Annotated in this window: 22 protein-coding genes; 12 read left to right on the top strand and 10 right to left on the bottom strand. The window is 72.2% G+C overall.

Features of this window, described 5'->3' with window-relative positions:
- Positions 1 to 54 precede the first annotated feature (54 nt).
- Positions 55 to 945 carry a hypothetical protein gene (locus tag OHA17_RS20820; RefSeq protein ID WP_406507839.1) on the top strand — a complete coding sequence of 297 codons (891 nt, stop codon included), beginning with the start codon at positions 55 to 57 and terminating at the stop codon, positions 943 to 945.
- Here the strand turns inward: OHA17_RS20820 and OHA17_RS20815 are convergent.
- Entirely contained in the window at positions 857 to 2,329 is a 1,473-nt protein-coding gene (locus OHA17_RS20815; protein ID WP_406507838.1) for a PLP-dependent aminotransferase family protein, read from the bottom strand. The two genes, OHA17_RS20820 and OHA17_RS20815, sit on opposite strands and share 89 nt — an antisense overlap.
- A 123-nt stretch (positions 2,330 to 2,452) precedes the next feature.
- Between OHA17_RS20815 and OHA17_RS20810 the strand changes: the two genes are divergently transcribed.
- The 3 genes from OHA17_RS20810 to OHA17_RS20800 all read left to right on the top strand — a co-directional run bounded on the left by OHA17_RS20810 (position 2,453) and on the right by OHA17_RS20800 (position 6,559).
- Positions 2,453 to 3,283: an alpha/beta fold hydrolase gene (locus OHA17_RS20810; protein WP_406507837.1), complete on the top strand. Its 831-nt coding sequence runs from the start codon at positions 2,453 to 2,455 to the stop codon at positions 3,281 to 3,283.
- 76 nt (positions 3,284 to 3,359) lie between these two features.
- Positions 3,360 to 4,379: an endonuclease/exonuclease/phosphatase family protein gene (locus tag OHA17_RS20805; RefSeq protein ID WP_406507836.1), complete on the top strand. Its 1,020-nt coding sequence runs from the start codon at positions 3,360 to 3,362 to the stop codon at positions 4,377 to 4,379.
- Between the two features lie 221 nt (positions 4,380 to 4,600).
- Positions 4,601 to 6,559 (top strand): FUSC family protein, encoded by a 1,959-nt coding sequence (locus tag OHA17_RS20800; protein ID WP_406507835.1) that lies wholly within the window; start codon positions 4,601 to 4,603, stop codon positions 6,557 to 6,559.
- Positions 6,560 to 6,709: 150 nt separating this feature from the next.
- Here OHA17_RS20800 and OHA17_RS20795 read toward each other — a convergent pair whose 3' ends face one another.
- Both OHA17_RS20795 and snpA read right to left on the bottom strand, forming a co-directional pair.
- A complete protein-coding gene (locus tag OHA17_RS20795; protein WP_406507834.1) occupies positions 6,710 to 6,871 on the bottom strand; it encodes a hypothetical protein in 162 nt (53 codons plus the stop codon).
- 77 nt (positions 6,872 to 6,948) lie between these two features.
- Positions 6,949 to 7,602 carry a snapalysin gene (gene snpA / locus OHA17_RS20790; RefSeq protein WP_406507833.1) on the bottom strand — a complete coding sequence of 218 codons (654 nt, stop codon included), beginning with the start codon at positions 7,600 to 7,602 and terminating at the stop codon, positions 6,949 to 6,951.
- 231 nt (positions 7,603 to 7,833) lie between these two features.
- On the opposite strand from snpA, the gene OHA17_RS20785 reads away from it, so the two are divergent.
- Positions 7,834 to 8,778: a LysR substrate-binding domain-containing protein gene (locus OHA17_RS20785; protein ID WP_406507831.1), complete on the top strand. Its 945-nt coding sequence runs from the start codon at positions 7,834 to 7,836 to the stop codon at positions 8,776 to 8,778.
- A 17-nt stretch (positions 8,779 to 8,795) separates the two neighbouring features.
- On the opposite strand, the gene OHA17_RS20780 is transcribed toward OHA17_RS20785, so the two are convergent.
- From OHA17_RS20780 to OHA17_RS20770, 3 genes are read right to left on the bottom strand one after another with little or no spacing between them, the layout of a single operon-like run.
- Positions 8,796 to 9,173, bottom strand: coding sequence for a peptidase inhibitor family I36 protein (locus OHA17_RS20780; protein WP_406507830.1), 378 nt, complete (start codon positions 9,171 to 9,173; stop codon positions 8,796 to 8,798).
- Positions 9,170 to 9,664, bottom strand: coding sequence for a hypothetical protein (locus tag OHA17_RS20775; protein WP_406507829.1), 495 nt, complete (start codon positions 9,662 to 9,664; stop codon positions 9,170 to 9,172). The genes OHA17_RS20780 and OHA17_RS20775 overlap by 4 nt, the downstream gene beginning before the upstream one ends.
- 46 nt (positions 9,665 to 9,710) lie before the next feature.
- Entirely contained in the window at positions 9,711 to 10,121 is a 411-nt protein-coding gene (locus OHA17_RS20770) for a hypothetical protein (protein ID WP_406507828.1), read from the bottom strand.
- A gap of 298 nt (positions 10,122 to 10,419) precedes the next feature.
- Between OHA17_RS20770 and OHA17_RS20765 the strand changes: the two genes are divergently transcribed.
- The 3 genes from OHA17_RS20765 to OHA17_RS20755 all read left to right on the top strand — a co-directional run bounded on the left by OHA17_RS20765 (position 10,420) and on the right by OHA17_RS20755 (position 14,688).
- Positions 10,420 to 11,907, top strand: a complete 1,488-nt coding sequence (locus OHA17_RS20765) for an APC family permease (RefSeq protein ID WP_406507827.1) — start codon at positions 10,420 to 10,422, stop codon at positions 11,905 to 11,907.
- A gap of 14 nt (positions 11,908 to 11,921) precedes the next feature.
- Complete coding sequence (locus OHA17_RS20760) at positions 11,922 to 12,896, top strand: hypothetical protein (RefSeq protein ID WP_406507826.1); 975 nt, start codon at positions 11,922 to 11,924, stop codon at positions 12,894 to 12,896.
- 463 nt (positions 12,897 to 13,359) lie between these two features.
- Positions 13,360 to 14,688: a VWA domain-containing protein gene (locus OHA17_RS20755; protein ID WP_406507825.1), complete on the top strand. Its 1,329-nt coding sequence runs from the start codon at positions 13,360 to 13,362 to the stop codon at positions 14,686 to 14,688.
- A 3-nt stretch (positions 14,689 to 14,691) separates the two neighbouring features.
- On the opposite strand, the gene OHA17_RS20750 is transcribed toward OHA17_RS20755, so the two are convergent.
- A complete protein-coding gene (locus OHA17_RS20750; protein ID WP_406507824.1) occupies positions 14,692 to 15,825 on the bottom strand; it encodes a sensor histidine kinase in 1,134 nt (377 codons plus the stop codon).
- Positions 15,826 to 15,838: 13 nt separating this feature from the next.
- On the bottom strand, positions 15,839 to 16,492 hold the full coding sequence (locus tag OHA17_RS20745) for a response regulator transcription factor (protein ID WP_406510772.1): 654 nt from the start codon (positions 16,490 to 16,492) through the stop codon (positions 15,839 to 15,841).
- 155 nt (positions 16,493 to 16,647) lie between these two features.
- On the opposite strand from OHA17_RS20745, the gene metG reads away from it, so the two are divergent.
- From metG to OHA17_RS20725, 4 genes are all read left to right on the top strand, one after another.
- Positions 16,648 to 18,231 (top strand): methionine--tRNA ligase, encoded by a 1,584-nt coding sequence (gene metG, locus OHA17_RS20740; RefSeq protein WP_406507823.1) that lies wholly within the window; start codon positions 16,648 to 16,650, stop codon positions 18,229 to 18,231.
- A 219-nt stretch (positions 18,232 to 18,450) separates the two neighbouring features.
- Positions 18,451 to 19,128: a response regulator transcription factor gene (locus tag OHA17_RS20735; RefSeq protein ID WP_053730853.1), complete on the top strand. Its 678-nt coding sequence runs from the start codon at positions 18,451 to 18,453 to the stop codon at positions 19,126 to 19,128.
- Between the two features lie 91 nt (positions 19,129 to 19,219).
- Positions 19,220 to 19,957, top strand: coding sequence for a DUF4255 domain-containing protein (locus tag OHA17_RS20730; protein WP_406507822.1), 738 nt, complete (start codon positions 19,220 to 19,222; stop codon positions 19,955 to 19,957).
- Complete coding sequence (locus OHA17_RS20725) at positions 19,954 to 21,939, top strand: AAA family ATPase (protein WP_406507821.1); 1,986 nt, start codon at positions 19,954 to 19,956, stop codon at positions 21,937 to 21,939. Before OHA17_RS20730 ends, OHA17_RS20725 begins: the two co-directional genes overlap by 4 nt.
- Before the next feature lie 471 nt (positions 21,940 to 22,410).
- Here OHA17_RS20725 and OHA17_RS20720 read toward each other — a convergent pair whose 3' ends face one another.
- Positions 22,411 to 23,841 carry a hypothetical protein gene (locus OHA17_RS20720; protein WP_406507820.1) on the bottom strand — a complete coding sequence of 477 codons (1,431 nt, stop codon included), beginning with the start codon at positions 23,839 to 23,841 and terminating at the stop codon, positions 22,411 to 22,413.
- A 229-nt stretch (positions 23,842 to 24,070) separates the two neighbouring features.
- Positions 24,071 to 25,648, bottom strand: coding sequence for a peptidoglycan-binding protein (locus tag OHA17_RS20715; RefSeq protein WP_406507819.1), 1,578 nt, complete (start codon positions 25,646 to 25,648; stop codon positions 24,071 to 24,073).
- Positions 25,649 to 25,666 lie beyond the last annotated feature (18 nt).

Raw genomic sequence — 25,666 nt, 5'->3', positions numbered from 1 at the left:
CCATATAGCCCACACCCGCGCGCGCCGATGGGCAACCCGGGATTTCGTGGACGGGTGCGCAGCTTCCTGTCGGCGGTGCTGATCGTGCTCGCGGCCGTCCTCGTCCCGCTCGGCGCGATCGCCGCCTGGGCGAAGGCGGAGATCGGCGACAGTGACCGGTACGTCGCCGCCATGGCCCCGCTCGCCGGGAACGAAGCCGTGCGCGGCGAGGTGGCCGCCAAGGTCACCGACGCGATCACGCAGAACATCGACGCGGGGCCACTCCAGGCCTCGGTGGCCTCGCTGATCGGCGGGGCCGTGCGGTCCTTCACCACCACCTCCGCCTTCCAGGGCGTGTGGAACACCGCCAACCGGGCCGCCCACGCGAGCGTCGTCTCCGCCCTCACCCACAACGGCGGCGGCAACGACGTACGCATCGATCTGGCCCCGGCGATCCAGCAGATCAAGACCGGACTGGAGGCACAGGGCGTGCCGTTCGCGAACGAGATTCCCGTGGAACACACCGACCTGACCGTCGTCGAGTCGACGAAACTCGGGCCGGTCCGCACCGTCTTCCGGTGGCTCCAACGCATCGGCGGGTGGGCGGCGGTCCTCTGTCTGGCGGCGGCGGGCGGGGCGGTGCTCGTCGCGGTGCGCCGCCGGCGCGCCCTCATCGGGGTGGGGATCGGTCTTGCCGTGGGTGCGGCGGTCCTGCACGTCCTGGTCGCCATCGGCAGGTCGCTCACGCTGGACGGGCTTCCCGCGGACTCCGACCCGTCGGCGGCGGGCGCGGTCTACGACGCGCTCACCGACTTCCTCAGCACGGCGGCGTGGGCCGTCCTCGCGTTCGGGCTCGCGCTCGCGCTCGGGGCCTGGCTCACGGGCCGGCTGTGGCGGCGAGGGCGGCCAGCCGCCGAAGGGCCCCGGCCAGGACCGGTACGGGCGGGGTCGCCAGACCGATCCTGACCGCGTCCGGCACCCGGCCGCCCACCGCGAACGCGGTCCCCGGCGTCACCGCGACCCCGAGCCGCTCGGCCGCGGCCGCCGCGAACGTCTCGGCCCGCCACGGTGCGGGCAGCTCCCACCAGCAGTAGTACGCGGCCGGGGCGCTGCGCACCCGGAAGCCGCCGAGGTACGCCCGCACCAGCTCGTGCCGGGCGGCCGCGTCGGCCCGCTTGGCCGCGCCGACCGCCTCGACGGTCCCGTCCCCGGCCCACCGCACGGCCGCCTCCAGATTGAACCGGCCCGCCGTCCAGGCCCCGGAGCGCAGAGCCCGCGCGAGCGCGTCGGCGTGGGGTTGTGGCGCCACGAGGAAGCCCGTGGTCAGGCCGGGGGCGAGCCGCTTGGAGAGGCTGTCGATGAGGATGGTGTGGGTGGGGGCGTATGCGGCCAGGGGTGGCGGGGTGGGGTCGGTGGAGGCGCCCGGGGTGGCGCCGCGCGGGGCGCTGTCGCTCGGGGAGCCGGGGGCGCCGCCCCGCGAGACGCCCGGAGCCGCGGGGCCGGGGGCACCACCCTCCGAGGCACCCGGAGCCGCGCCCTGCGGCCCACCCAGGGCCGGCGCCAGGAACGCCCACGTCGTGTCCTCGATCGCGGGCAGCCCCAACTCCCGCAACACATCGGCCAGTTGCGCCCTCCGCTCCCCGCCCATCGTCAGGGTGAGGGGATTGTGCAGGGTGGGCTGGAGGTAGACCGCGGACAGCGGGGTGCGGCGATGGGCCGCCGCGAGCGCCTGCGGGAGCACGCCCTGGGCGTCCATGGCCAGCGGCACCAGGGCGATGCCGAGTTGTTCGGCCACCGCCTTGACCAGCGGATACGTCAGCTCTTCCACGCCCAGCCGGGCACCCGGGCGGACCAGTGCGGACAGCGCGGCGGCAATCGCCTGGCGGCCGTTCCCGGCGAAGAGGACGCGGTCGGGGTGCGGCCGCCAGCCCGGGCGGGCCAGCAGCCCCGCCGCGGCCTCGCGGGCCTGCGCCGTGCCGTCGGCGGCCGCCGGGCGGGTGGCCCCGGTGAGGACGTCCGGCCGCAGCAGACCCCCGAGCGACCTCGCCATCAGCTCCGACTGACCTTCCACCACCGGGTAGTTGAGCTCCAGGTTCACCGGCGTACGCCCACTGTCCTCCGCGAGGACCGAGCCGGGGTGCGGCGGGGCGGCCCGTACGAACGTGCCGCGCCCGACCTCCCCCACCACCAGGCCCCGGCGGCCGAGTTCCCCGTACACCCGGATCGCGGTGGAGACGGCGATGCGGCGGCGGCGCGCGAAGGCCCGCTGGGTCGGCAGCCGGTCGCCCGGCCTGAGCGCCCCGGACTCGATCTCCCCCGCGACCTCGTCGGCCACCCTGCGATAGTCCACGCCCCGCCTCCTTCACCCGCGTAAGGCGTCACCTGTGTAAGGCGTCACCGCCTAAAGCCTCGATTGCACCGAGAGCAAAGAGACTATTGCACCGACGAGTTGCCCACACCTAGCCTCCTCACCATGTCCCGCACCTACACCGACGAGGGCACGGGCGACGCCCTGCTGCTCGTCCACGGCCACCCTTTCGACCGCACCATGTGGGCCCCGCAGCTCGCGGAGTTCTCCCGTACGCACCGGGTCGTCGCCCCCGACCTGCGCGGCTACGGCAGCGCACCCGTCGTCCCCGGAACCGGCACCACGCTGCTCTCCGACTTCGCCGAGGACGTCCGGGCGCTCGCGGACGCGCTCGGCATCGAGCGGTTCACGCTCGGCGGGCTCTCCATGGGCGGCCAGATCGTCATGGAGTGCTACCGGCTCTTCCCCGAGCGGATCAGCGGGCTCGTCCTCGCCGACACCTTCCCCGCCGCCGAGTCCCCCGAGGGCAGAGCCGCCCGCAACGCGATGGCCGACCGGCTGGTGCGCGAAGGCATGAAGGGCTTCGCGGACGAGGTTCTGGACAAGATGGTCGCGCCGTACGCGGACGAGGCCGTACGGGCCCACGTGCACCGCATGATGACCTCCACTCAGCCCGAGGGCGCGGCGGCGGCCCTGCGCGGCCGGGCCCAACGCCCGGACTACCGGGCCCTGTTGACGGCCATCGACGTCCCCACCCTGGTGGTCGTGGGCCGGGACGACACGTACACCCCGGTCGCGGACGCGGAAGCGATGCACGCGGCGATCGGCACCGCTTCTAACCCGAGCGTCTCGACCCCGAGCGTCTCGAACCCGGCCGTCTCGACCCTGACCGTCGTCGAGTCGGCCGCCCACATGCCCAATCTGGAGCAGCCCGCCGTCTTCAACGCAGCCCTCCACGGCCTCCTCGACCGGGTGGCGGCGCGGGCAAAGGCTTGAGCAACCGTGCCGGGCGGGGGCCCGTCTTTGAGGGAGGATGCGAGCGCTGTGACCAGCTAGCGGGAGGCAGACCGCCTTGGACACCTCGGGCACCACGACCGTGCCGGCCTCGACGGCGGCTTCGGAGGTACGGCGCGGGCATCCCTGGCGGGTGGTGTCCGCGCTGGCCGGGGCGCTCCTGCTTGCCGGGGTCAGTGTGGTGGTGGGGTGCCGGGCCGCCGACTCGGACGGGGTCACGCCCGTGCCGCAGGCCCTCGCCTTCCTGCCCTGGCTGCTCGTGCCCGGCGGCGCGGGGCTCGCGCTGGCGGCGCTCGGGCGGTGGCGCACCGGCATGGTCTGGGGCGTCGCGGTCCTCGCGGTCACCGGCTGGTACACCCAGCCGTACGGCGCCGACACGACCACGCCGAAGGGCCCGATCCTGGCGGAGTTCAAAGTCCTCACGTCCAACACCGAGTTCGGCTGGGCGACGGACGATCTGATCGCCACGGCTCTGCGCGAGAAGCCCGACCTCGTGTTCGTCGAGGAGTGCAGCTTCCGCTGCTCCGACGCGCTCGCCCGGGACCTGCCGAAGGCCGACTACCCGTACCGCGATGTCGTACGCGAGGACGGTTCCGCCGGATCGGCGATCCTGAGCCGGTTTCCGCTGAAGCCGGCCGAGCCCATCGAGTCGGTGATGGCGATGCCCGGCGCGGTGGTCACCATCGGCGGCCGGGACGTACGGCTCCAGCTCGCACACCCCTCGCCTCCGCTGCCCGGCGACGACGGCAAATGGCGTCAAGAGCTGGGCAGGACAAGGGAGTTCGCGAAGTCGACGAAGGGGCAGCCGGTCATCCTGGCCGGGGACTTCAACGCCACCCAGGACCACGCCCTGTTCCGCTCGGTGCTCGACGAGGGCGCCCTGCACGACAGCGCCCGGCTCACCGGGCAGTCGCACACCTGGTCCTGGCCCGCCGACCGCACCACCCCGCTGCGCACCCAGATCGACCACGTCCTGGTGAACGGCGACGCCTTCAAGGCGACGTCCGCGCGCTTCCTGAAACTGCGCGGCACCGACCACCGCGCGCTGCTCGTGGGGCTCAGCCTGTACGGCGGCTGACACATCGGCCTGGACGGCTGTGGCGCCGACATGCGGGCCCCGTCCCGGCGGGTCAGGATCGTAGGAGCCGAGAGGGACGACGGTTTCGTGGATGATCCGGAAGCGGCGGCACATCGAGATGGTCGAATTCGAAAAAATTATCCACAGGCTGTGGACAACATTTACGGTTTCGTTGGCCGCCCCGTTTGCACCAAGTGATCTTTTTACGGTGTCGTGTGGTCATGGCTGATCAGAAGCGGGCGGGGGACGGCGCACGGCAGGGGCGGCTCTCGCCGCCGGAATGGCTCATCGGGGGGCTGCGGCCCGCCCCCACCCCCATCCCCTGGCCGGCCGTCGCCCGCGCCGCGATCGCGATGGCCGCGCCGCTGGCCGTGGGCATGGCGACCGGGCAGAGCGCGTACGGCGCACTCGCCTCCATGGGCGCGCTCAGCGGGGTCATCGGCGACACCGCCGACGCGTACCGGATGCGGATCTTCAACATCGCCGTGCCGCAGCTGTTCGGCGCGCTCGGCGTGACCGTGGGCAGCCTCGTCTTCGGGCACGGCTGGCTCGCTGTCGCCGCCCTTACGCTCGTGGCGCTGGCCTCCGGGATGATCTCCACGATCGGCGCGGTCGCCTCCGTCTCCGGGCTGCTGCTCCTCCTGAACGCCGTCGTCGGCGCGGGCCTGCCCATGCCGGGCCCTTGGTGGAAGGCGCCGCTGCTGCTCAGCCTCGGCGGCCTGTTCGTGCTGCTCCTGAGCCTGCTCGGCTGGCCGCTGCGGCGTACCGAACCCGAACGGGCCGCCGTCGCCGGGACCTATCGCGCGGTCGCCGAAGCGATCGAGGCCGCCACGACCGACGCGTACGACACCAGACGCCAGGACGTCACCCAGTCCCTCAACACCGCCTACGACCTGGTGCTCGCCCGCCGGGCGCGCGAACACGGCCGCCGCGAGGAGCTGGTGCGCCTCCTCGCCCAGCTCAACGTCGTCATCCCGATCGTCGAGGCGGCACCCGCCGTGCACCTGCGCGGCTGGGGCGTGGACTCCGCGATCCCCACCGCCGTACGGCAGTTGGCGGACGCGATCGAGGAGGGCCGCACCGGCGCGGTCGAACCGGATCTGCCCGCGCCCGCGACGCCGGCCGAGCGGGCCCTGGACACCGCGCTGCGCCACGCCTTCGCCGTCGTGCACAACCCGGACGTCGACCACTCCAACATCGACGACCGCCTCGGCCGCCCCGCCGCCCTGCGCATCCGCTTCCGCCGCGCGGCCCGCAACGTCCTGCTCTCCGGCGCCTCCTGGCGCTACGGACTCCGCCTCGCCCTGTGCATCGGGCTCGCCCAGGCCCTTGTCTCGGTGGTCCCGGTGGAGCGCTCGTACTGGGTCGCGCTGACCATCGTCTTCGTCCTCAAGCCCGACTTCGGCTCGGTCTTCGCACGCGCCCTGATGCGGGCGGTCGGCACGGCGGGCGGGCTCGTCATCGCGGCGGCCGTCCTCGCGGAGGTGTCGCGCGGCTGGTGGGACGTGCCGGTGATGATGCTGCTCGCGGCGCTGATCCCCGCCTTCTCCGCGAAGGGGTACGCCTTCCAGACCGCGGCCATCACCCCGGTGATCCTCCTCCTCTCGGACGTCCTCAACCACCAGGGCTTCAACCTGGTCCTGCCCCGCCTGTGGGACAGCCTCATCGGCTGCGCGATCGCGCTGGTCGCGGGCTATCTGCTGTGGCCCGAGAGCTGGCACACCCGGATCGGCACCCGGCTCGCGGACGCGGTGGCGGCGACCGCGGAGTACGTGGAGTACGCGTTCTCCGCCGGGGACGACCGGGCCGAACGGGTCCGGCACCGGCGCCGCCTCTACCGCGACCTGTCGACGGTACGGAGCGAATTCCAGCGGGCGCTGACGGAGCCGCCGCCGATGGGCGCCCGGGCCGCGGCGTGGTGGCCGCTGGTCGTCGCGGTCGAGCGGATCGTGGACGCGACCACCGCGGCGCGGGTGCGGGTGAACCACGGCGCGGACGCGCCGGCGGCGGGCGAGGTCACGGAGATCGCTGCCGAGCTGCGGGAGCTGGCGGAGGGGTTGCGGGAGAGCGTGACGCTGGTGGAGGTGCGGGCGGATCTCTCGGGGGACGAGGAGTCCGTGCTGGCCCCACTGAGACAGGAGGTACGTGCGGCCCGAGCCATCGCGTCCCCCACCCCCTAGCCCTGGGGCAGGCTGAAATGCCTGGTGCGGGCCAGCACCGACCCTGCCAGGGGCGCGGGGCTGTGACATTGTGCGGCTCCGCCGCGTGGGCGCGAGCAGCCACCCACGGTCCGCAGACCGAAGGAGCCGCACGCCCAGCGGGGCAACGCTTCAGAAGAGGGGCAACTGGCCCGGGAACGCGGGGAGTTCGAACCCGTCCAGGGTTCGTTGGGAAGCGTCCGCGGGGGCCCGGCGCTTCGAGCCCGGGCAGAGCGTCAGCTCGCCGGACAACTCCCGCGTACGCGGATCGTGGCGCACGAACTTGCCCGCCACCACGGCAACGGCACGGCCGCAGGACGGGCAAGAACGACGGGGAGAGACGCTGGGCATCCCCCCATGCTGCCAGAGGCCTACGCGGCCGGCTTGACCGCCGAGGCGAGCCCGTTGGCCCACAGGCTGTTCACACGGGACTTCTCCGTGCTGTTCGGGTACGCGTTGCGGCACGACGTGCCGGGCCCGCCGCCGGACATGAGCTCGCTGCACGGCCCCGAGTAGTGGTCGGGAAGCCCGAGCACGTGCCCGGTCTCGTGCGCGACGACCCGCACCGAGTAGTACTGCTGGTTCTGGCCGTAGTCCAGGAAGATGTAGCCGTTGCCGTGCCCGTCGGTCGAGGCGTACGAACCGTTCTGCGGGTCGTCGCCCTCCCGGTACTGGAAGTCCGCACCGGAGTTGCTCTCGGCGAGGCGGACGTTCTGGACGGAGGAGTTCCAGATCTGTGCGGCCTGCGATATCTGAGAGGTGAAGCTGGGGGCGTCGGCGGTGCTGTACGTCACGGTCACGGCGGCCGCGAGCGGGTTGGCGGCGCGCTTCTTGGCGACCGACTTCATGACCGCGTCGTAGAACGCCTGGTCGTTCGCGGCGGAGTGCTTGCCCGCGGCGGTGTAGTGCGCGGCCGAGGTGGGAGCCGCCGAGGTGGGGGTGGCCGCGGTGGCGGGGATGGCGCCGAAGCCGGCGAGGGCCAGGCCCAGCGCGGTGGTCACGGCAAACGTGCGGGAGTGCCTCATGGGGGGGGTTACCAATCCGTCGGGGATCCGCGCCCGGCTGGGTGGGCCGGCCGCGGGTGGGGGCTCTGCTGATCGGTGACCCGGGGGGCGCGCTGTGGCGCCGTCCCGGTGATTGGTGATTGTGGAGGCCACGGCGGCGTACGGGAATGATGTCGATCTGCGATAACTCCCGCGTATCAGTGTGGTTTTGGTCATCTGGTGCGATGACTTAGTACGCCCTAACCTCAGCCCATGGAGCTGGAGGTGAGACATCTGCGGGTGCTGTGCGCCATCGCCGACGCCGGCAGTCTGCACGGCGCCGCACGAGCGCTCGGCACGAGCCAGCCCGCCCTCACGACCCAACTGCGGCGCATCGAGAACACGTTGGGCGGGCGGCTCTTCTCGCGCGAGCGGACCGGCTGTGTGCCCACGGTTCTGGGCCGCGGCGTGGTCGGCCGGGCCCGTCCGCTCCTCGCCTCGCTGAGCGCGCTGGTCACCGACACCCGGGCCGCGGCCGCCCGCGCGGCCAAAGGCGACCGGCTGCGCATCGGCTCCACCGCGAGCCGCGCGATCCCCGGCTGGCTGCGCCGCCTGCGGGAGCGCCTGCCCGGCACGGAGACGGAACTCCAGGTGGCGGTTTCGGCCACCGCGCTGCTGCGCCAAGTCGCGGCGGGCGAGCTGGACGTGGCGTTCGTACACGAAGTGGAAGGCTGCCCGCTGCGCATCCCGCCGGGCCTGGACATCCGTACGCTCGTGGAGCGCGAGCCCCAGTTCGTGTGCCTGGCGGTCGACCATCCGGCGGCCCACCGGCCCGTCGTGGACCTGGCCGACCTGGCCGCCGACCAGTGGATGGTCGACCCCAGCGTGGACGGCGAATGGGAGGGCCTGCGCCGCGTCCTCAACGCGGCTGACCTCAACCCCCGTGTCCTGCACGGCGATTACCTGACGGCCGCGGGCCTGGTCGCGACGGGCGAGGTCGTCACCCTGTGCCAGCCCACCTCGCGCCCCCGCTCCGACATGGCCGTACGCCCCCTGCGCGACGACCCGCTGGGAGTACGGCTGCTCTTGGCGGTCCGCAGCGGGGCGTACGGAGGTGAACTGGCCGGGGTGGGCAAGGACTTGGAGTCGGCGTACTGGGAGGCGGCCTCCCACTCACCCGCGTACAGGGCGTGGTTGGAAGAGCGGGGCCGCCCCTAACGGCCCTCTCGCATGCCTCAGCAGCCAGACGTCCAAGTATGAGACCCACCCTGGTCGTTGGCGCTCCGGCTGTACCCGACCTCCTGCCCGGGTGCGAGACAGATGGTGACCCGGCCGAGCAGCTCACGCCCCTCGTGCACCTGGACGTGGTCCTTGACCCCGGGCCCGGAGATGCCGTGGTTCGCCCACGACGAGTCGTGCTTGAACATGTCGCCCTCCCACCAGTGGTCGTCGCCGCTGTGCTCGATCTTCATGCCCTGGAAATTGGCGTCCGTCCAGACGCAGAAGAACCCGCTGCGGCAGGGTGCGGACGCCTGGGCGGCGGTGGAGGAGGTGACCAGAACACCTCCGACGGAAATGAGGGTGGCGGCGAGGAGGGCGGCGATGCGCTTCATGGGGACGGTTCTCCTGTCGTCGGTCGGTTGTTCAGCAGGGCGGTGGCTTGGGACAGCGCGTGGGCGCGCAGCCGCTCGAAGTCGGCGATCTCGGCGGGGTGGCGGGCGCGGACCTCGGCGAGGGTCTGGTGGTTGTGGTCGGCCTCGGGCTTGAGGTTGTTCACGATCACGGACGCCCGGAACCAGCCCGGCTGATCCCCGTAGAGCCGCTGCTGAGCGGCGGCGAGACAGCCGTCGGTGTGGGTGCGTACGACGTATCCGGTGGGCAGGTTGACGGACAGCTGGGCCGGGCCGGTACCGAAGAGCGCGGCGCTGACCCTCTGCTGCTGCCCGGGGGACGGGCTCTGCCCCGGCCGGGGCGCCACGAGCCCCTGACCGCTGAGGCAGCGTTCGGTGAGCCGCTGGGTGGCGGCCTTGATGACGTCGTCGGAGTCGGGGCGATGCTGCGGCGGGGCGGGAGCAGAGCACCCCACCGCCAGGAACAAGGACACGGCGAGAAGCGACAAGCCCCTCGCACGAACGGAACTCATCGACGGATCAGCCCGGCTCGCACCCCATCTTGTTGTCACTCACCCCGTCGAACTTGGTGGCCCAGGCGGTCCAGTCGTTGTCGTAGTCGCCCGGCAGGATCGCCCGGTAGAGGCACCCGCCGCCGCCCTGGTGGCTGATGGCGTAGACGGTGACGCTCGCGTGCGAGTCGAAGGAATAGGCCCGCCGTTTGATCCGGGGATCGGCCTCGCGATACCCCGGCGGCTTGTAGGCCCAGGCCCCGCCGTTCCCCATCTGATCGGGCCCGGCCCAGAAGTAGACCTGCCCGGCCGGGACGGCATGGGCTTCGGGAGCGTGGGCCGTGGTGGCGTGGCCGACCGGCACGGCCTGGGCGGCCGGAACCAGCGCGGCGGCGAGGATGGACGCGAACAAGGCGGATTCGAGGGCGAGTTGACGCATGCGGAGGTCCCCCAGGTGACGAGAGCAAAGCGAGCGTGCTCACACTCCCCCACGGTTTGCGCCCCTATGCCCGCTATCACCCGGACGGGTGACGGAGCCCTTCCCGAGTCGTGCGACGCCTTGACGATCATGAACATCAGGGCGCCCGTCCGGCGGACGTCCGTTCCCCGCGGCCGGGATAGCCGAGGGGCCCGCTCCGGCGACTACGATGCGGTCGGCTTCGGGTTGTTGGAGTACTGCAAAGCCCGGGGTTTCTGACATACCGCCATATGTCGTGCCGTCAAAGGATGTTCGGGCCATGAGCAGCAGCACCGGTGGCAGAGGGCTTCAGCCCAACGTACTGTCCACGTTCGACACCGTTGTCATGGCGGTCGCGGGCAGCGCGCCCGCCTATTCACTGGCCGCCACCACCTCCGTGCTCGTGGGCGCCGTCGGGCTCGCCAGTCCGGCGGCGCTGCTCTACTGCGCGATCCCCATGCTCGGCATCGTGCTCGCCTTCGGGCGGCTCGGGCGGATCGACGTCAACGCGGGGGCCGCCTATTCCTGGGTCGGGCGCACCCTGCATCCCTTTCTCGGGTTCATCAGCGGGTGGGCGCTCGTCGTCGCGGCCACCCTGTTCATGGTGGCCGGCTCGCTGCCCGCCGGGCAGATGACCCTCGGTCTCTTCGACCCTGCCCTCGCACATAACACCGCTCTGGCTACGGCCACTGGCGCCGGGTGGTTTTTGCTGATGCTGGGTGTGGTGCTGGGCGGTGCCCGGCTCTCAGCGAAGGCCCAACTCATCATCTCCGGCGTCGAGTTGGTGATTCTCGGCGGGTTCTGCGTCGGGGCGCTCGTTCACGTCGCTGAGGGTGGCGGGGTCGTTCCCTTCGACTGGGGGTGGCTCGGGTTCGGGCACTTCGACGGGGTGTCCGGGTTCGCCGCGGGCACCCTGATCGCCGCGTTCTACTACTGGGGCTGGGACGTCACCAGCAACCTCAGCGAGGAGACCCGCGACAGCCGGCGCACCGCCGGGCTCGCCGCGCTGGTCGGGGTCGGCATCGTCTTCGCCCTGTTCGTCGCCTTCACCGTCGCCGTGAACGTGCTGCTCACCAGCGGCGAGATCGCGGCCGGGCAGTCCAACGTCCTGGCCCTGCTCGGCGAACGCGTCTGGCCCGGCGCCGGCGGCAAGCTCATGGTGCTCGCCGTGGTCCTCTCCACCATCGCCACCCTGGAGACCACCCTCATCCAGGTCACCCGCTCCCTGTTCGCGATGGGCCGCGACCGTACGATGCCGGGCGGGCTCGGCGCCGTACACCGGCGGTGGAACACGCCCTGGGTCGCGATCCTCGTCGTCGGCGCGGTGGCACTGCTGCTGTTCGTCGCCTCCAACGCGCTCGGCTCCGTGCAGGACATCATGTCCGACGCGCTCGCCGCGATCGGCCTCCAGACCACCCTGTACTACGGCCTCGCCGGGCTCGCCGCGGTCGTCGCGTACCGCAGGACGCTCACCGAATCCCTCAGCTCCTTCCTGCTCGGCGGGGCCTGGCCGCTGCTCGGCTCGGTGTTCATGTTCTGCGTGTTCGGCGCCTCGCTGACCCGGCTCAGCGGCGCCGCCGTCGCGATCGGCATCGGCAGCCTGCTCGCGGGCCTGGTCCCCATGCTCTGGTACTGGCGGCGGGGCAGCGCGTACTACCGCCCCGCCCGGCTGGACGCGACCCGTTCGTTCGAGGCCGGTACCGGGCTCCCCAACTCCCGTACGAAAACGTCCAGTTACGCCAACACCGGGCACCCCACCGACTTCTGAGAGGCGGTACGCGCATGGCAGCACTGGGCCGCCGGTCCCACCGGAAGACGGCCATACGCTTCGACGCCGACCTCGGCGACCGGGCGCTCACCGTCGCCCGGCACGACATCGTCATCGGCCGCTGGCAGGGCGTACGCGACCTGCTGCGGGCCACCGGCGACGACTGGGCGCTGCGCACGCACCGGATCCGGGCGCTGGCGAACGCCGCGGCCGGGTCGACCGTCGTCGAGGCCTGGCGGGCCGCCGAGCCGGACAGTCCGGACGCGGCGGTGCTGCGGGCGGCCACCGAGGTGACCCGCGTCTTCAACGGCGCCATCGCGGCCGGACGCGGCGCCGGAACCGACCGCGACCGCATCGACGTCGCCGTCATGGCCTGCCTCAGCGCGGCCGACGCCCGCCCCGCCGACCCGACACCGTGGGCCTCCCTGCTCACCGTGGTGCGGCTGTACGAGGGCGGGGTCTCCCGGCGCGAACTGCGCGGCTGGTGGGACGAGTTGCGGCGGCGCGACCCGTACCACCTCGAAGGGCACGTCCAGATGCTGCGGTACTTCTCCGCGCGCTGGCACGGTACGCACGGCTCGATGTACGACTTCGCGCGGGACGCGGCGGGGGCGGCCCCGGCCGGGTCCCCGCTTCCGGTGCTGGTCCAGATCGCCCGGGTCGAGGAGTACCGGTACGTCTCCGATGCCGCGAAGGGGCGGGCCGTGCGGGGGTTCGGGCAGCACTGGAATCACGAGCTCGCCGTGACCGAGCTTCGGCGTACCTACGACCGCTGGCTGGGCGGGCGGCCCCCGGGGCCCATTCGCGCGTCCGAGGCGGCGGAGCTCAACTACCTTGCGCACGCCGCGTGTTGCGCGGGGCTCACGCGTGAGGGGGTGGCGCTGGTCGGGTTGCTCGGGGAGCGGGTTGCCTTGGTGCCCTGGGTGTATACGGGGGATCCGGCTTCTCAGATCGTCCGCTGGCGCGGGCAGGGTGGGGGCGGGTACTGAGGGCGGGGTCACTCGCGTTTCGGGTGCGGGTCGGCTGTGGCTGGGCGCTCCCCCAAGTTCTCGGCTCCGCTCGAACAGGGGGGACCCCCATCGCGGCGGAGCCGCACAATGTCACAGCCCCGCGCCCCTAACCCCTTTTCGACCGCGGACCGTGCTGGGTTGCTCGCGCAGTTCCCCGCGCCCCTGTAGGGCACCCAGTACTGCCGGTCGCGCCCACGCGGCGGAGCCGCACAATGTCACAGCCCCGCGCCCCTGTAGGGCACTCAGTACCGGCTCGGTGCGGCCACGCGGCGGAGCCGCACAATGTCACAGGCCCGCGCCCCTTTGGACGCGGAACCGGCCCCTTCCGGGAAAGCGTCCGCCGGGTCGCTAACCTTACGTATCCGTGCTGGCCAGGGATCTGATCCCGAAACTGGCGCAGTGCGGTACGTATCGCACCCAACTCATGCGAAAGGCCTCGCCCATGGGCATTCGGAGCTTGCTGCGCAAGGTGTTCGGACGCGATCGCGCGGAGCGTGCCGAGCCGACGGCGGCTTCCGTACCGCCCCAGACGGAACGCACCCCGCAGGCCGTCGAGGCACCGGTCACCACCGAGGCCGCCGCGCCTTCCGTTCCGGCCCCGGCGGAAGAAGTCGTCCTGTCCTCGGCGGAGGAACTCGTCGCCGCCGCCTTTGACGGACCGCGCCCGCCCGCGTCCTCGTCCGACTCCGACTCCGACTCCGGCACCGACGCTGGGTCCGGGGCCGATTCCGAGTCCGAGTCCGACACTGTTGGTTCCCTCGGCTCCTCGAACGCCGTCGTCGAGTTGCCTCAGCCCCGTACGGAGGCGAAGCCCGAGCCGGTGGCTGAGCCCGAGCCGGTCATTGAGCCCGTGCCGGTGGAGGAGCCGGAGGCCGTCGCCCCCGAGCCCGAGCCCGTCGCGGTCAAGGCGGAAATCGCCCCCATCGCCGAGCCGGAGCCGGAGCCGGGGCCGGACCCCGCGCCGGAGCCCGAGCCCACCCAGCCCGAGCCCGTCGTCGAACCCGAGCCCGTGACGGCAGTGGCGGAAGTCGCCCCTGAGCCGATCGAGGCCGAGGCCGAAGCCGAACCCGTCTCCGAGCCCACCCCGGCCGGAGCCGAGCCGGCTCCCAAGCCCGCCCTCTCCGCCGCCAAGGTCAAATCCCGGGCGCCCGGGCTCTCCGGGGCCTACAAGGCGGCCGGGGCCGCGCTCAAGAAGGCCGGGCTCTCCGGGGCTCGCGCCAAGGTGTACCTCGTGCTCGACCGGTCCGGGTCCATGCGGCCCTACTACAAGGACGGCAGCGCGCAGGGGCTCGCCGAGCAGGTGCTCGCGCTCGCCGCGCACCTCGACGAGGACGCCACCGTGCACACGGTGTTCTTCTCGACCGACATCGACGGGTCCGTCGACCTCGCCCTCGACTCGTACGACGGGGTTGTCGACGAGACGCACGCCGGGCTCGGGCGGCTCGGGCGGACCAGTTACCACCGGGGTGTCGAGGAGGTCGTCGAGCACGTCGAGAAGGCGGGGCACGAGGGGCCCGTGCTCGTCGTGTTCCAGACCGACGGCGCCCCCGACGCCAAGCTGCCCGCGCGCCAAGCGCTCGCGGACGTCGCCGACAAGGCCCTGTACTGGCAGTTCGTCGCCTTCGGTGAGGACGACTCCAAGGCGTTTGATTTTCTGCGTACCGCCGAAGCCGACCACGCGCACGTCGGGTTCTTCCACGCCGGGCCCGCACCCCGCGAGCTGAGCGACGCCGAGGTCTACCAGGGGCTGCTCAGCTCGTTCCGCCCCTAGTCCCTAACCTCTAGTACGCGTAGTACGCGGCCGAGGCGCCTTCGGGAGCGAGACGGTCACGGCCAGCCCGCCCTCGGCGCCGGGCTCCGCCGTGGCCGTTCCGCCGTGCGCCACCGCGATGGAGCGCACGATGGACAGGCCCAGGCCCGCCCCCGGGCCCATCCGGTCGCGGCCCTCGCCCCGCCGGAAGGGCTCGAACAGGGCCGGGATCTCGTCCTCGGCGACCACGGGCCCGGCGGGGTTGGTCACCACGAGCCGGCCGCCGTACACGGTGACCTCCACCGCCCCGCCCGGTTCGTTGTAGGTGACCGCGTTGGCGAGGAGGTTCGCGGTCAGGCGGGCGAGCAGCGCCCGGTTGCCCCGCACCACAGCGGGAGCCGCGTCCACCTTGACCGTGTCGTAGCGCGCCGCCTCCTCCCGTACGACCTCCGCGAGGTCCACCTCCTCGCGCTGCTCCAGGCCCCGCTCGCTGCGGGCCAGCATCAGAAGCCCCTCGATGAGCTGCTCGCTGCGCCGGTTGTTGTCGAGCAGGGTGCCGCGGGTGCGCTCGATGTCGGCGGGGCCGGGCTCGCCGTCGAGGCCGATCTGGATCGCGGCGCGCTGGGTGGCGAGCGGGGTGCGCAGTTCGTGCGAGGCGTTGGCGATGAAGCGGCGCTGGCTGTCGAAGGCGGCTTCGAGCCGGCCGAGGAGGTCGTCGATCGTGTCGCCGAGTTCTTTCAGCTCGTCGTCGGGTCCGGCGGCACCCACCCTCTCGTGCAGATTGCTCGCCGTCAGCTTGCGGGCCCGCGCCGTCATGACGTGTACGGGACGAAGCAGCCGGCCCGCGGTCCACCAGCCGACCACGACCGCGAGCAACGCGATCGCGACCAGCGCGAGGGTGGACCACAGGGCGGTCTGGCTGGACGCGGCGTCACTGACGTCGGAGGTGACCCGGTAGACGGTCAGCGGTTCGAGGGGCGTGGTGCGGCCCTTGTAGGCGGACACGCCGGGCACCTGGAGGGTGGTCGCGCGGGTCGCGATCGCGGTCGCCTGCTCTTCGGTGCCGGCCCGCGAGAGCAGGTTGACGACGGCGAGGAGCGCCGCGCCGAGTACCAGGAAGACGCCGCCGAAGATCAGCGCTATACGGGTCCTGATCACCGGGCCGGGCCCCTCACAACGAGTACCCCACGCCCTGGACGGTACGGATCAGCGGGGGCTCGCCGAGCTTTCCGCGCAGCTTGCTCATGGCGACGCGTACGGCACCCGTGAAGGGGTCCGCGTTGGCGTCCCAGGCGCGCTCCAGGAGCTCCTCGGCGGAGACGGTCGCGCCGTCGGCCTCCAGGAGGATCTGGAGCACCGCGAACTCCTTGGGCGAGAGGTCGAGCTCCTGGCCGTCGCGGTGCGCGGTGCGCCGCACGGTGTCCAGGCGCAGCCCGTGCCGTTCCAGGACCGGCGGGACCGGGCGGGCGCTGCGGCGCCGCAGCGCCCGCACTCGTGAGACCAACTCGGGGAACTCGAAGGGCTTGCCCAGGTAGTCGTCCGCGCCCAGGTCCAGGCCCTCGACCCGGTCCTCCATGGAGGCGGACGCGGTCAGCATGAGGATGCGGGTGCGGGAGGCGTCGGCGACCAGGCGGCGGGCCACCTCGTCGCCGTGCACGCGCGGCAGGTCCCGGTCGAGCACCACCACGTCGTAGTCGTGCAGCCCCAGGTACGCGAGGGCCGCGTCCCCGCTGTAGACCGTGTCCACGGCGAAGCCGGCCCGCCGCAGCCCGGTGGCGACGAGCTCGGCGAGGACCTCCTCGTCCTCGGCGACCAGTACCCGCATGTTCTCGTCCTTCGTGTGCACGTGCCCCCTTCCGTCCCAGGATGCGTCCTTGCTACGACAACGGGTGTTTCGCAAACCTCTCCGCGGCGTCGAAGGCGTCCGCCATCCGGACATCCCGGGCGGGCACGGATGCGACGGCCGATAGGATTCCGCGCATGCCTTCGCCGACGTACTACGTTTCGACGCCCATCTACTACGTCAACGATGCCCCGCACCTGGGCCACGCCTACACCACCGTCGCCGGTGACGTGCTCACCCGCTGGCACCGCCAGCGCGGCGAGAAGGTCTGGTACCTGACGGGCACGGACGAGCACGGCCAGAAGATCATGCGCACGGCCGAGGCGAACGGCGTCACCCCGCAGGAGTGGTGCGACAAGCTCGTCGGCGAGGCGTGGCAGCCTCTGTGGGAGCACCTGAACATCGCCAACGACGACTTCATCCGCACCACCCAGAAGCGGCACACCGACCGGGTGCAGGAGTTCGTCCAGGACCTGTACGACAAGGGCGAGATCTACAAGGGCGGCTACGAGGGCCCGTACTGCGTGGGCTGCGAGGAGTACAAGCTCCCCGGCGACCTGATCAAGTCCGAGGACGGCAGCACCGAGCTGTGCGCCATCCACAAGAAGCCGGTGGAGCTCCTCAAGGAGGAGAACTACTTCTTCAAGCTCAGTGAGTACGGTCCGAAGCTGCTTGAGTTCTACGAGGCGAACCCGGGCTTCATCCAGCCCGAGTCGGCCCGCAACGAGGTGCTCAACTTCGTGCGGAAGGGCCTCCAGGACCTGTCCATCTCGCGGTCGACCTTCGACTGGGGCGTGCCGGTGCCGTGGGACACCGAGCACGTGATCTACGTGTGGGTGGACGCGCTGCTCAACTACGCGACGGCCGTCGGGTACGGCGCCGACCAGGCGCGGTTCGAGGAGATCTTCCCCGCCGACGTGCACCTCGTCGGCAAGGACATCCTGCGCTTCCACGCCATCATCTGGCCCGCGATGCTGATGGCCAACGGGCTTCCGATGCCGGGCCGGGTGGCCGCGAACGGCTGGCTGATGGTCGGCGGCGAGAAGATGTCGAAGTCCAACCTGACCGGCATCAAGCCGCAGGACCTGACCTCGCACTTCGGCGTCGACGCCTACCGCTGGTACTTCCTGCGGGCCATCGCCTTCGGCCAGGACGGCTCGTTCTCCTGGGAAAACTTCACCGCCCGCTACACCTCCGAACTCGCCAACGACTACGGCAACTTGGCGTCCCGCGTTGCCGCGATGGTCGGCAAGTACTTCGGCGGCGAGCTGCCCGCGGCCATCGCCGACGGCGACGCCGAGAAGGCCGTCCACGACGGTCTGGCGAAGGCCGCGGCCGAGGCCGACCGGCGCATCGGTGACGAACTCGACTTCCAGGGCGGCATCCTGGCCGTCTTCGACTTCGTCAAGCAGGTCAACGGCTATCTCACGGAGCAGGAGCCGTGGAAGGTCGCCAAGGACGACTCCGTCGAGGGCAGGGCCCGCCTCGCGACGATCCTGTACACGGCGGCCGAGTCGCTGCGCGGGGTCGCCGTCCTGCTCAACTCCGTGATGCCGGACACCTCGCAGAAGCTGTGGGACTCGCTCGGCGCGGAGGCCCCGCTCGGCTCGCTCGCCGAACAGCGCGTCCAGGACGCGGGCACATGGGGCGCGCTGCCCGCCGGCGCGACGGTCACCAAGGGCGCGGTCCTCTTCCCGCGCCTTGAGGAGAAGCCCGCGTAAGGCGTTGAGGTACGTACGTACGGTGCGGCGCGTGCGGTGAAGTACGTACGGTGCGGGGCCCGGGGTCTGGTGATCCCGGGCCCCGCACCTCTTTTCCTGACGACTTCGATCCTTCTTGGCCGGATTGGTGGCTCATTCAACGGTTGTTGATTCGCTGTTGATCGGGCCCGACCAGAGTGAGCCGGTCGATACGCACGGGGAGAGGGAAAGGACAGGGAAATGCCATTGCTCGCGAATCGTGTCACGGTGACCGTTCACGCCTCCGATCCGCTGAGCCGGGCAGGGGTCATCAGCCACCTGCAGCATCAGCCCACCGTCGAAGTCCTGCGCGACGCCCGGGAGACCCGCGAGACGGACGGCCGCCCGGCCGACCCCGCGGTCGCCGTCATGCTCGTCGACCAGGTCGACGACTCGGCCTCCGCGGAACTGCGCCGCGTCGTGCGCGGCGGCGAGCAGCGCGTGGTGCTCATAGCCCGCGAACTGCGCGAACCCGATCTGCTGACCGTCGTCGAATACGGGGTGCGCGCCATCCTGTGGCGCCATCAGGCCACCGAACAGCGCCTGTTGAAGGCCGTGCACAGCGCGGCGCGCGGCGAGGGCGAGCTGCCGCCGGACCTGATCAGCCGGCTCCTCGTGCAGGTCGGCCGGCTGCGCCGCTCGGAGACCACCTCCGCCTCCGCCGGATCCTCCTCGACCGCGCCGCTGTTCGGCATGGCGCCCCGCGAGGTCGACGTCCTTCGCCTGGTCGCCGAGGGCCTGGACACCCGGCAGATCTCCGAGAAGCTCGCCTACTCGGAGCGGACCGTCAAGAACATCCTGCACGCCCTCATGACCCGCCTTCAGCTCACCAACCGCGCACACGCCGTGGCGTACGCGCTGCGCGAGGGCTACATCTAGCGGGCCCGGGGCCATCTGACGGCCCTGACCGCTCAACCGCCGCCGGTGCGAACTGACTCCGACGGCATCCGATGACTCGGGAATTGGCTCCATGATCCACGAAATCGACGAGGCGCTGCGGCGCATCCTGCGCGGCGGGGCGCTGCCCGAGGGAACGGGGGAGGTCGTCTTCGAGGCGCCCACCCGCGACTGGGCGGCCCGGCGCAACACCCCCACCCTGAACGCCTACCTGTACGACATCCGCGAGGACGTGGCCCGCCGCGAGCGCGGCTCGTACGCGGAACGGGACGCCAACGGCATCGTCCTGCGCCGCCGCCAGCCGCCCCGCTGGTACCGCCTCTCCTACCTCCTGACGGCGTGGACCAGCCGCCCCGAGGACGAACACCGACTGCTTTCCGGCGCGTTGGCGTGTCTGCTGCCGCACGAGATGCTGCCGGCCGAGTACGTGCCGCAGGCGCTCGACGCGTACAACGTGACCCTGCCGCTGACGGTCGCCGTGCCGCCGGCCGAGTCGCGCTCGCTGGCCGACATCTGGTCGGCGCTCGGCGGCGAGCTGAAGCCCTCGCTCGACGTGGTGATCACGACGCCGTTCCCGGTCACGCCGGTGTACGACGTGGCGCCGCCGGTCACCGAGGGCGTGGTCACCGTCCGGGGCCGGGACGGGGTGCCGAACGACGCGAAGCCGCGGTACATGCGGGGCTCGCGGAGCGGGGGCGTGCTGGATGCCGGCGCGCAGGACGGCGGCGCGCAGGACGGCGGCGCGCAGGACGGTGCCGCCCCTGACGGCGGCGCACGCAAGGGTGCCTCGCGCGACGGTGGCGCCCGGTGAACGAGGCCGCTCGCGCCCTGCTGTTCCGCCTTGACCAGCTGCGGACCACGGTCGCGGCGCTGGTGGCGGCCCGTTCCGCCGACGACCCGACGGCGCAGGACCCGCTGCGCGGCCTGTACGTCTCGGCGGAGACGGCGGCCCGCCTCGCCAGCGCGGACGGCGTACCTGAACCCCCTTCTTCCAACGGGTCGTTCATCCCCGAGCCGGGGGATCGACTTCTCGCATTGGCGCGGGACTTCGGGCTCGGCCCGGTCGACGAACTGCTTCTCGTCGCGGCGCTCGCCCCCGACGTGGACCGGCGTTTCGAGCCGCTGTACGGCTACCTCAACGACGACGTGGGCCGCCGCAGGGCCTCGGTCGCGCTCGCCCTGGAACTCGCCGGCACCGGACCGTACGACCCCGACGCGCGCGGCCGGCTCCATCCGGCGGCGCCGCTGATCACCGGCGGCCTGGTGGTCCTGGAGGACGAGGAGCGGCCGCTGCCGGGGCGGGCCCTGCGGGTCCCGGAGCGGGTCGTGGCCCATCTGTTGGGCGACGACACCCTGGACGGCCATCTCATGGACGCGCGCGTCGAGTTGCTCGCACCGGGCGGCAGCGCCCCGGGCGAGGGTCTCGCGGCACGGATCGCGCTCGCGCCGGGCCCGGTCGCCGTCCATCTGCGCGAGCGCAGGGCGGGGAGCGGGGCGGACGCGGTGACCGCGGCCCTGCGCGGCGCGGGGCGGGCCGTGCTGCGCCACCGCCCCGAGCAGGCCGACCGGCTGTCGGCCCGGGCGCTGCTGCGCGAGGCGAGGCTGCGCGGGTCGGGCACGGCGATCGTGGTCGAGCTCCCGCACTCCGAACCAGGGCCACTGGTAAGGGAGTTGGCGGCTCCGGGCGTGACCGTGGTGTTCGCCGGGACCGATCCGTACGACCCCACCTGGGCGCCGGGCGCGGCGCTGCTCGCCCTGGAGGACACGACCGCCGAGACCGACCCGCTGACCGCCTGGAACGAGGAACTCCCCGCGTACGAGGGCGACTTGGCCGAAGCCGTCGGGCCCTACCGGCTCGGCGCCGGGCAGGTGCGGCGGGCCGCCCGGGGGGCCCTTGCCCTGGCCGGGTTCGAAGGGGTGCCGGTGGGCCTCGGCCACGTACAGACGAGCGCCCGGCAGCTGTCGGCGCCGCTGCTCGACCGGCATGCGCGCCGGGTCAGGCCCGCCGTCGGGTTCGCGGACCTCGTCCTGCCCGAGGAGCCGCTCGGGATGCTGCACGAGCTCGCGGGGCGGGCCAGGCACCGGGACCGGGTGCTCGGGGAGTGGCGGCTGCGTACGGGCGGCGGTCGCGGGCGGGGCGTGGTCGCGCTGTTCGCGGGGGACTCCGGCACGGGCAAGACGCTGGCGGCCGAGGTCGTGGCGGGTGAGCTGGGCCTGGACCTGTACGTGGTGGACCTGTCGTCGGTGGTCGACAAATACGTGGGTGAGACCGAGAAGAACCTGGAGAAGATCTTCGTCGAGGCGGACCGGACCGACTCGGTGCTGCTGTTCGACGAGGCGGACGCGGTGTTCGGCAAGCGGTCGGAGGTGAAGAGCTCGCACGACCGGTACGCGAACCTGGAGAGTGCGTATCTGTTGCAGCGGCTTGAGGCGTTCGACGGGATCGCCGTCCTCACGACGAACCTGCGGGCGAACATCGACGAGGCGTTCACGCGCCGGCTCGACCTGGTGGTCGACTTCCCGTTCCCGGACGTCGCGCTGCGCGCGGTGCTGTGGCGGAGCTGCCTGGCGGGGGTGCCGCAGGAGGAGGGGTTGGGGGTTGAACTCGACGCGTGCGCGAAGGAGTTCGAGCTGGCCGGGGGTTCGATTCGGTCGGCTGCGGTGACTGCCGGGTATCTCGCGGCGGGCCGGGGCTCTCCGGTGACCGCGGAGGATGTCCGTGCCGGGGCCCGGCGGGAGTACGTGAAGTCGGGGCGGCTTGTGCCGGGGGTTGGGGGGGCTTGGGCGCCGTAGCCCTCCGGGGTGCGGGGCCTTCGCTCTGCGGGCCGTGCGTGGCTGGCCGCGCCCACGCGGCGGAGCCGCACAATGTCACAGCCCCGCGCCCCTGGCAGGGTCAATCCTGGCGGAGTGCGATGCGAACTCCCCCGGGCCTGCGGCCCAGACCCCCGACGCCCGTCAGCCTGCGGACCGTGCGTGGTTGCTCGCGCAGTTCCCCGCGCCCCTAGCAGGGTTGACCTTCGCCGGGTGCCCGGGCAGGCATCTTCAGCCCGTCATGGGGGTCCCCCCTGGCCCTTAAGGCCTTGGGGGAGTTTGAGGACGAGCGCCCTTCAGGCGCGAACGGGGTCTGGGACGGAGCCCCAGGAACCATGCCGCACCCCCGCCCCCGGAGGCCACGCGGCGGAGCCGCAGAGTGTCACAGCGGGGAGGGGCGGGGTGGGGCATCCGGGGTCTGGGGCGGAGCCCCAGGCATTGGTCCGGACGGGGCTATTGGAGGATCTTCCAGCGCTGCTGGTCGTCCGGGAGGGCTCCGCAGGGGCGGACCTCGGCCACCTGGAGGTTCTTACGGTCGTTCGGCGTCAGATCCGACAGGCACCAGTTGTCGTCCCGGCTCACAAGCCGCACAAAACCGTCACCGCCGCTGATCGGCTGGATCGACCACTTCTGGTTGGCGGTCATCGACCCGTCGGACAGGCTGTCCTTGCCGCCCGACGCCCCCCACATCTGGACCTGGTTGCCCTCCCGGATGTTGTCCGCGACAGCCCACGGCTCGGACGACGAGGTGAAGGCGAACTCGTTGTTCGGCAGCGGGCGTACGTGCCAGAACTGGTCCCAGGGAGGCGTGTTGAAGCTAGTCGGCGCCGCGTAGACGTACCGGCCTTCCGGCTTCTGGTCGGTCGCTGTGACGAGGAGGTACCCGAGTCCGGACTGGATCCGCACCTGCTTGTTCGGGTCGTACATGGGCGGCTTGGGAGCGTTGCCCCCACCGCCGCCTCCGCTGCCCCCGCCGCCAGGCGGGTCCTTCGGCTTCGGCTGGTCTCCGCCGGGGGCGGGCGCGGGGTTGGAGGGCGGCGGCGGCTGCTTCGAGGGCGGCGGCGGGGCGGACGGCAGAGGCGTGTTGGAGCCCTGCGGAAGCGGCTCCTCCTTGGTGGGCGCCTTCTCGGAGGCCTGGCTCTTGACGCCCACGTCGTGCTGGAACCAGATCAGCGCGAAGGCGACGGCCGCCGCCACCAGGACCGAACCGACCGCGAGCACCCAGCGCGGGAACACCGACGGCTGCACATAGGTGCCGCGCAGCTCCTGCGGGGCGGGGTCGCCCGACCTCAACACCGAGATGTTGAACTGGTGTTGGCGTATGCCGCCGAACCAGCTGACGTTCGCCGAAGTGAGCTGCACCTCGGCGAATCCGGCCCGGCCCGGGTCGACCTGGACCGCGGTGGGGTTGGCCTCGACGGTGACGGCGTCGGCGTTGTCCCGGGTCGAGAAGGAGGCGGTCAGCGGCTGGTTGCCCAGGTTGTCGACGGCCACCCGGCCCTTGGCCCTGCGCCGGCCCTTCACGGTGCGCGGGACCAGCTCGGCGCGCATCTCGGCGAACGGGCTGATGGTGAGCCGGCCCTCGACGACGTCGGCCTCGCCCGGGTGCTCGCGCGGATCGACCCGGATGCCGAACGGGCTCTGGCCCGCCACGGCGTCCGGGGTGCGCGGCGGCGCGAAGGTGACCTCGGCGGTGCCCTCCGTCCCGGGATAGAGGCGCAGCACGGTCGGCTCGACGCTCGCCCACCCGGCGGCGTCCCCGACCGGCGAGAGCCGGTACTCCTCGACGGTGTCGCCCGTATTGCGCACCCGCAGCCGTACGACAGCGCTGTCACCGGGGGCAACGGTGGTGGCGGGGGGCTCCAGGGCAGTCCACATACTCACCCCCCGAGTTAATTCCGGCGGGGAGCGAAGTACAGGGACGGAAGGGGCAGTTCCGGGGGCAGGACCCGCTGCCCGAGCGGCCATCCCCCCCGGTCGGGCGGCCCCGGCGGGGGGCCTGCCCGAGGATGGAACCCGGGCGGTTGCGGGGGAACAACCGCCCGGGAGTCTGTGGATGCGAGCAGCCTGTCAGGCCGCGATCAGCAGCGCCTAACGCCCGCTAACGCCCGCGCTAACGGCCCGGCTTGCCGGTGTCCCTGACCGCGCCGCCGATCAGCCAGTTGATGGTCTGCGCGTCGGCGACACCGGTCTGCGGGAGGTTGACGGACGCCTGGTACGCCTTGATCCCCTTCGCGAGATCGGCGTCCGACTTCATCAGCATGCCGCCCTTCTGCGCGGCCCGGAAGTACTCGATGCCCTTGTTGGCGTAGTACCGGTCGCGGGTGAGGTCGTCGTCCGAGATGGAGGACTGGGTGGCCCACCACAGCGCCGCGGTCAACTTCGTGACCTGGAAGTTGTTCGCGCCGCTCTTCACGTCTTCCACCCTGATGCCCTGCGCCCACAGCGAGGTGAGAGTGGCTCGGCCCAGAGTGCCGGGCGTCTTGTCGGTGAGCGTCAGCTGGCGGCTGCTGTTCTTGTCCCGCATGACGGCAGCCTGATAGCAGCGCAGCGAGTTTTCGGTGAGCTGGTCGATGACCCCGGCGGTCCACCCGGCCTTCAGCTCGCAGGGGTTGCTGTTGCCGAGGGTGGCCAGGCGGTACTGCGCGAACGTGACGATGTCGTCCGGCTTGAAGCCCTTCTCCCAGACCGGGCCCGACTTGGCGTTCGCCTTCGATGCGGGCGGCGCCTTCGGGGGCGCGGGGACGACGGGCGGGCCGCCGTCGGGCGCGGCGTTGTCCCCGCCACCGCCACCACCACCGCCGCCTCCCGAGCCGTCACCGGCCGGGTTCGGCGCGTTCACCGGGGGCGGCGGCGGTGCGGACGGAGGGGCGGACGGCAGCGGGGACTCGGCGCCCTGCGGCACCGGCTGCGCGCTGGACCCGGCCTGCAGCTCGCCCGACGCGGTGTTGACCTTCGGCTGGAAGGCCAGCCACAGCACCACGAACGCGACGGCCGCCGTGACCATCGCGCTGCCCACGACCATCAGCCAGCGCGGCAGCACCGGACGCTGGTCGAAGATGCCGACGAGTTCGAGACCGGTGTCGTCGCCGGAGCGGCGTACCGCGACCGTGATGCGGTGCTGCTCGGGCCTGCCCGTCCAACGGACGTGCTGCGGGCGGACGTTGAGCTTCGCGAACGCGGCACGGCCCGGCGCGATCTGCACCGAGTTCGGCGTCATGTCGTAGGTGAGCCGGTTGGTCTCGTCGCGCAGGGTCAGTGACGCCGTGAGCGGAGTGTTGCCGAGGTTGTCGACAGCCACCGAGGCCCGCCCGCGGAACCGGCCCACCAGGCTCGGCGGCAGCAGTTCGGCGCGCACTTCGGTGAAGGGCGCGACCGTGACCTGCCCTTCGAGCACGTCCCGCAGGTCGGGGTGCTCGCGGGGCTCCACGCGGATGCCGTACGCGGCCGGGCCCGCCAGGGCGTCGGACGTGCGGGGCGGCGCGAAGGAGATCTCCGCGGTGCCCTCGCTGCCGGGGTAGAGGCGCAGGGTGTCGGGTTCCACGCGGGCCCAGCCCGCGGGGGTGCCGACCACCGAGAGGCGGTATTCCTCGACCGTGTCCCCGGTGTTGCGTACCCGCAGCCGTGCGGTGGCCCGCCCACCGGGATCGACGGCGACGGCGGCCGGGTCCAGAGACGTCCACATGGTCATGATCGAAGGCTAGGGGGC

It is taken from the genome of Streptomyces sp. NBC_00212 (genome assembly GCF_045206365.1).
Classification (GTDB): Bacteria; Actinomycetota; Actinomycetes; order Streptomycetales; family Streptomycetaceae; genus Streptomyces.
This window is presented reverse-complemented; position numbering and strand designations above follow the sequence as displayed.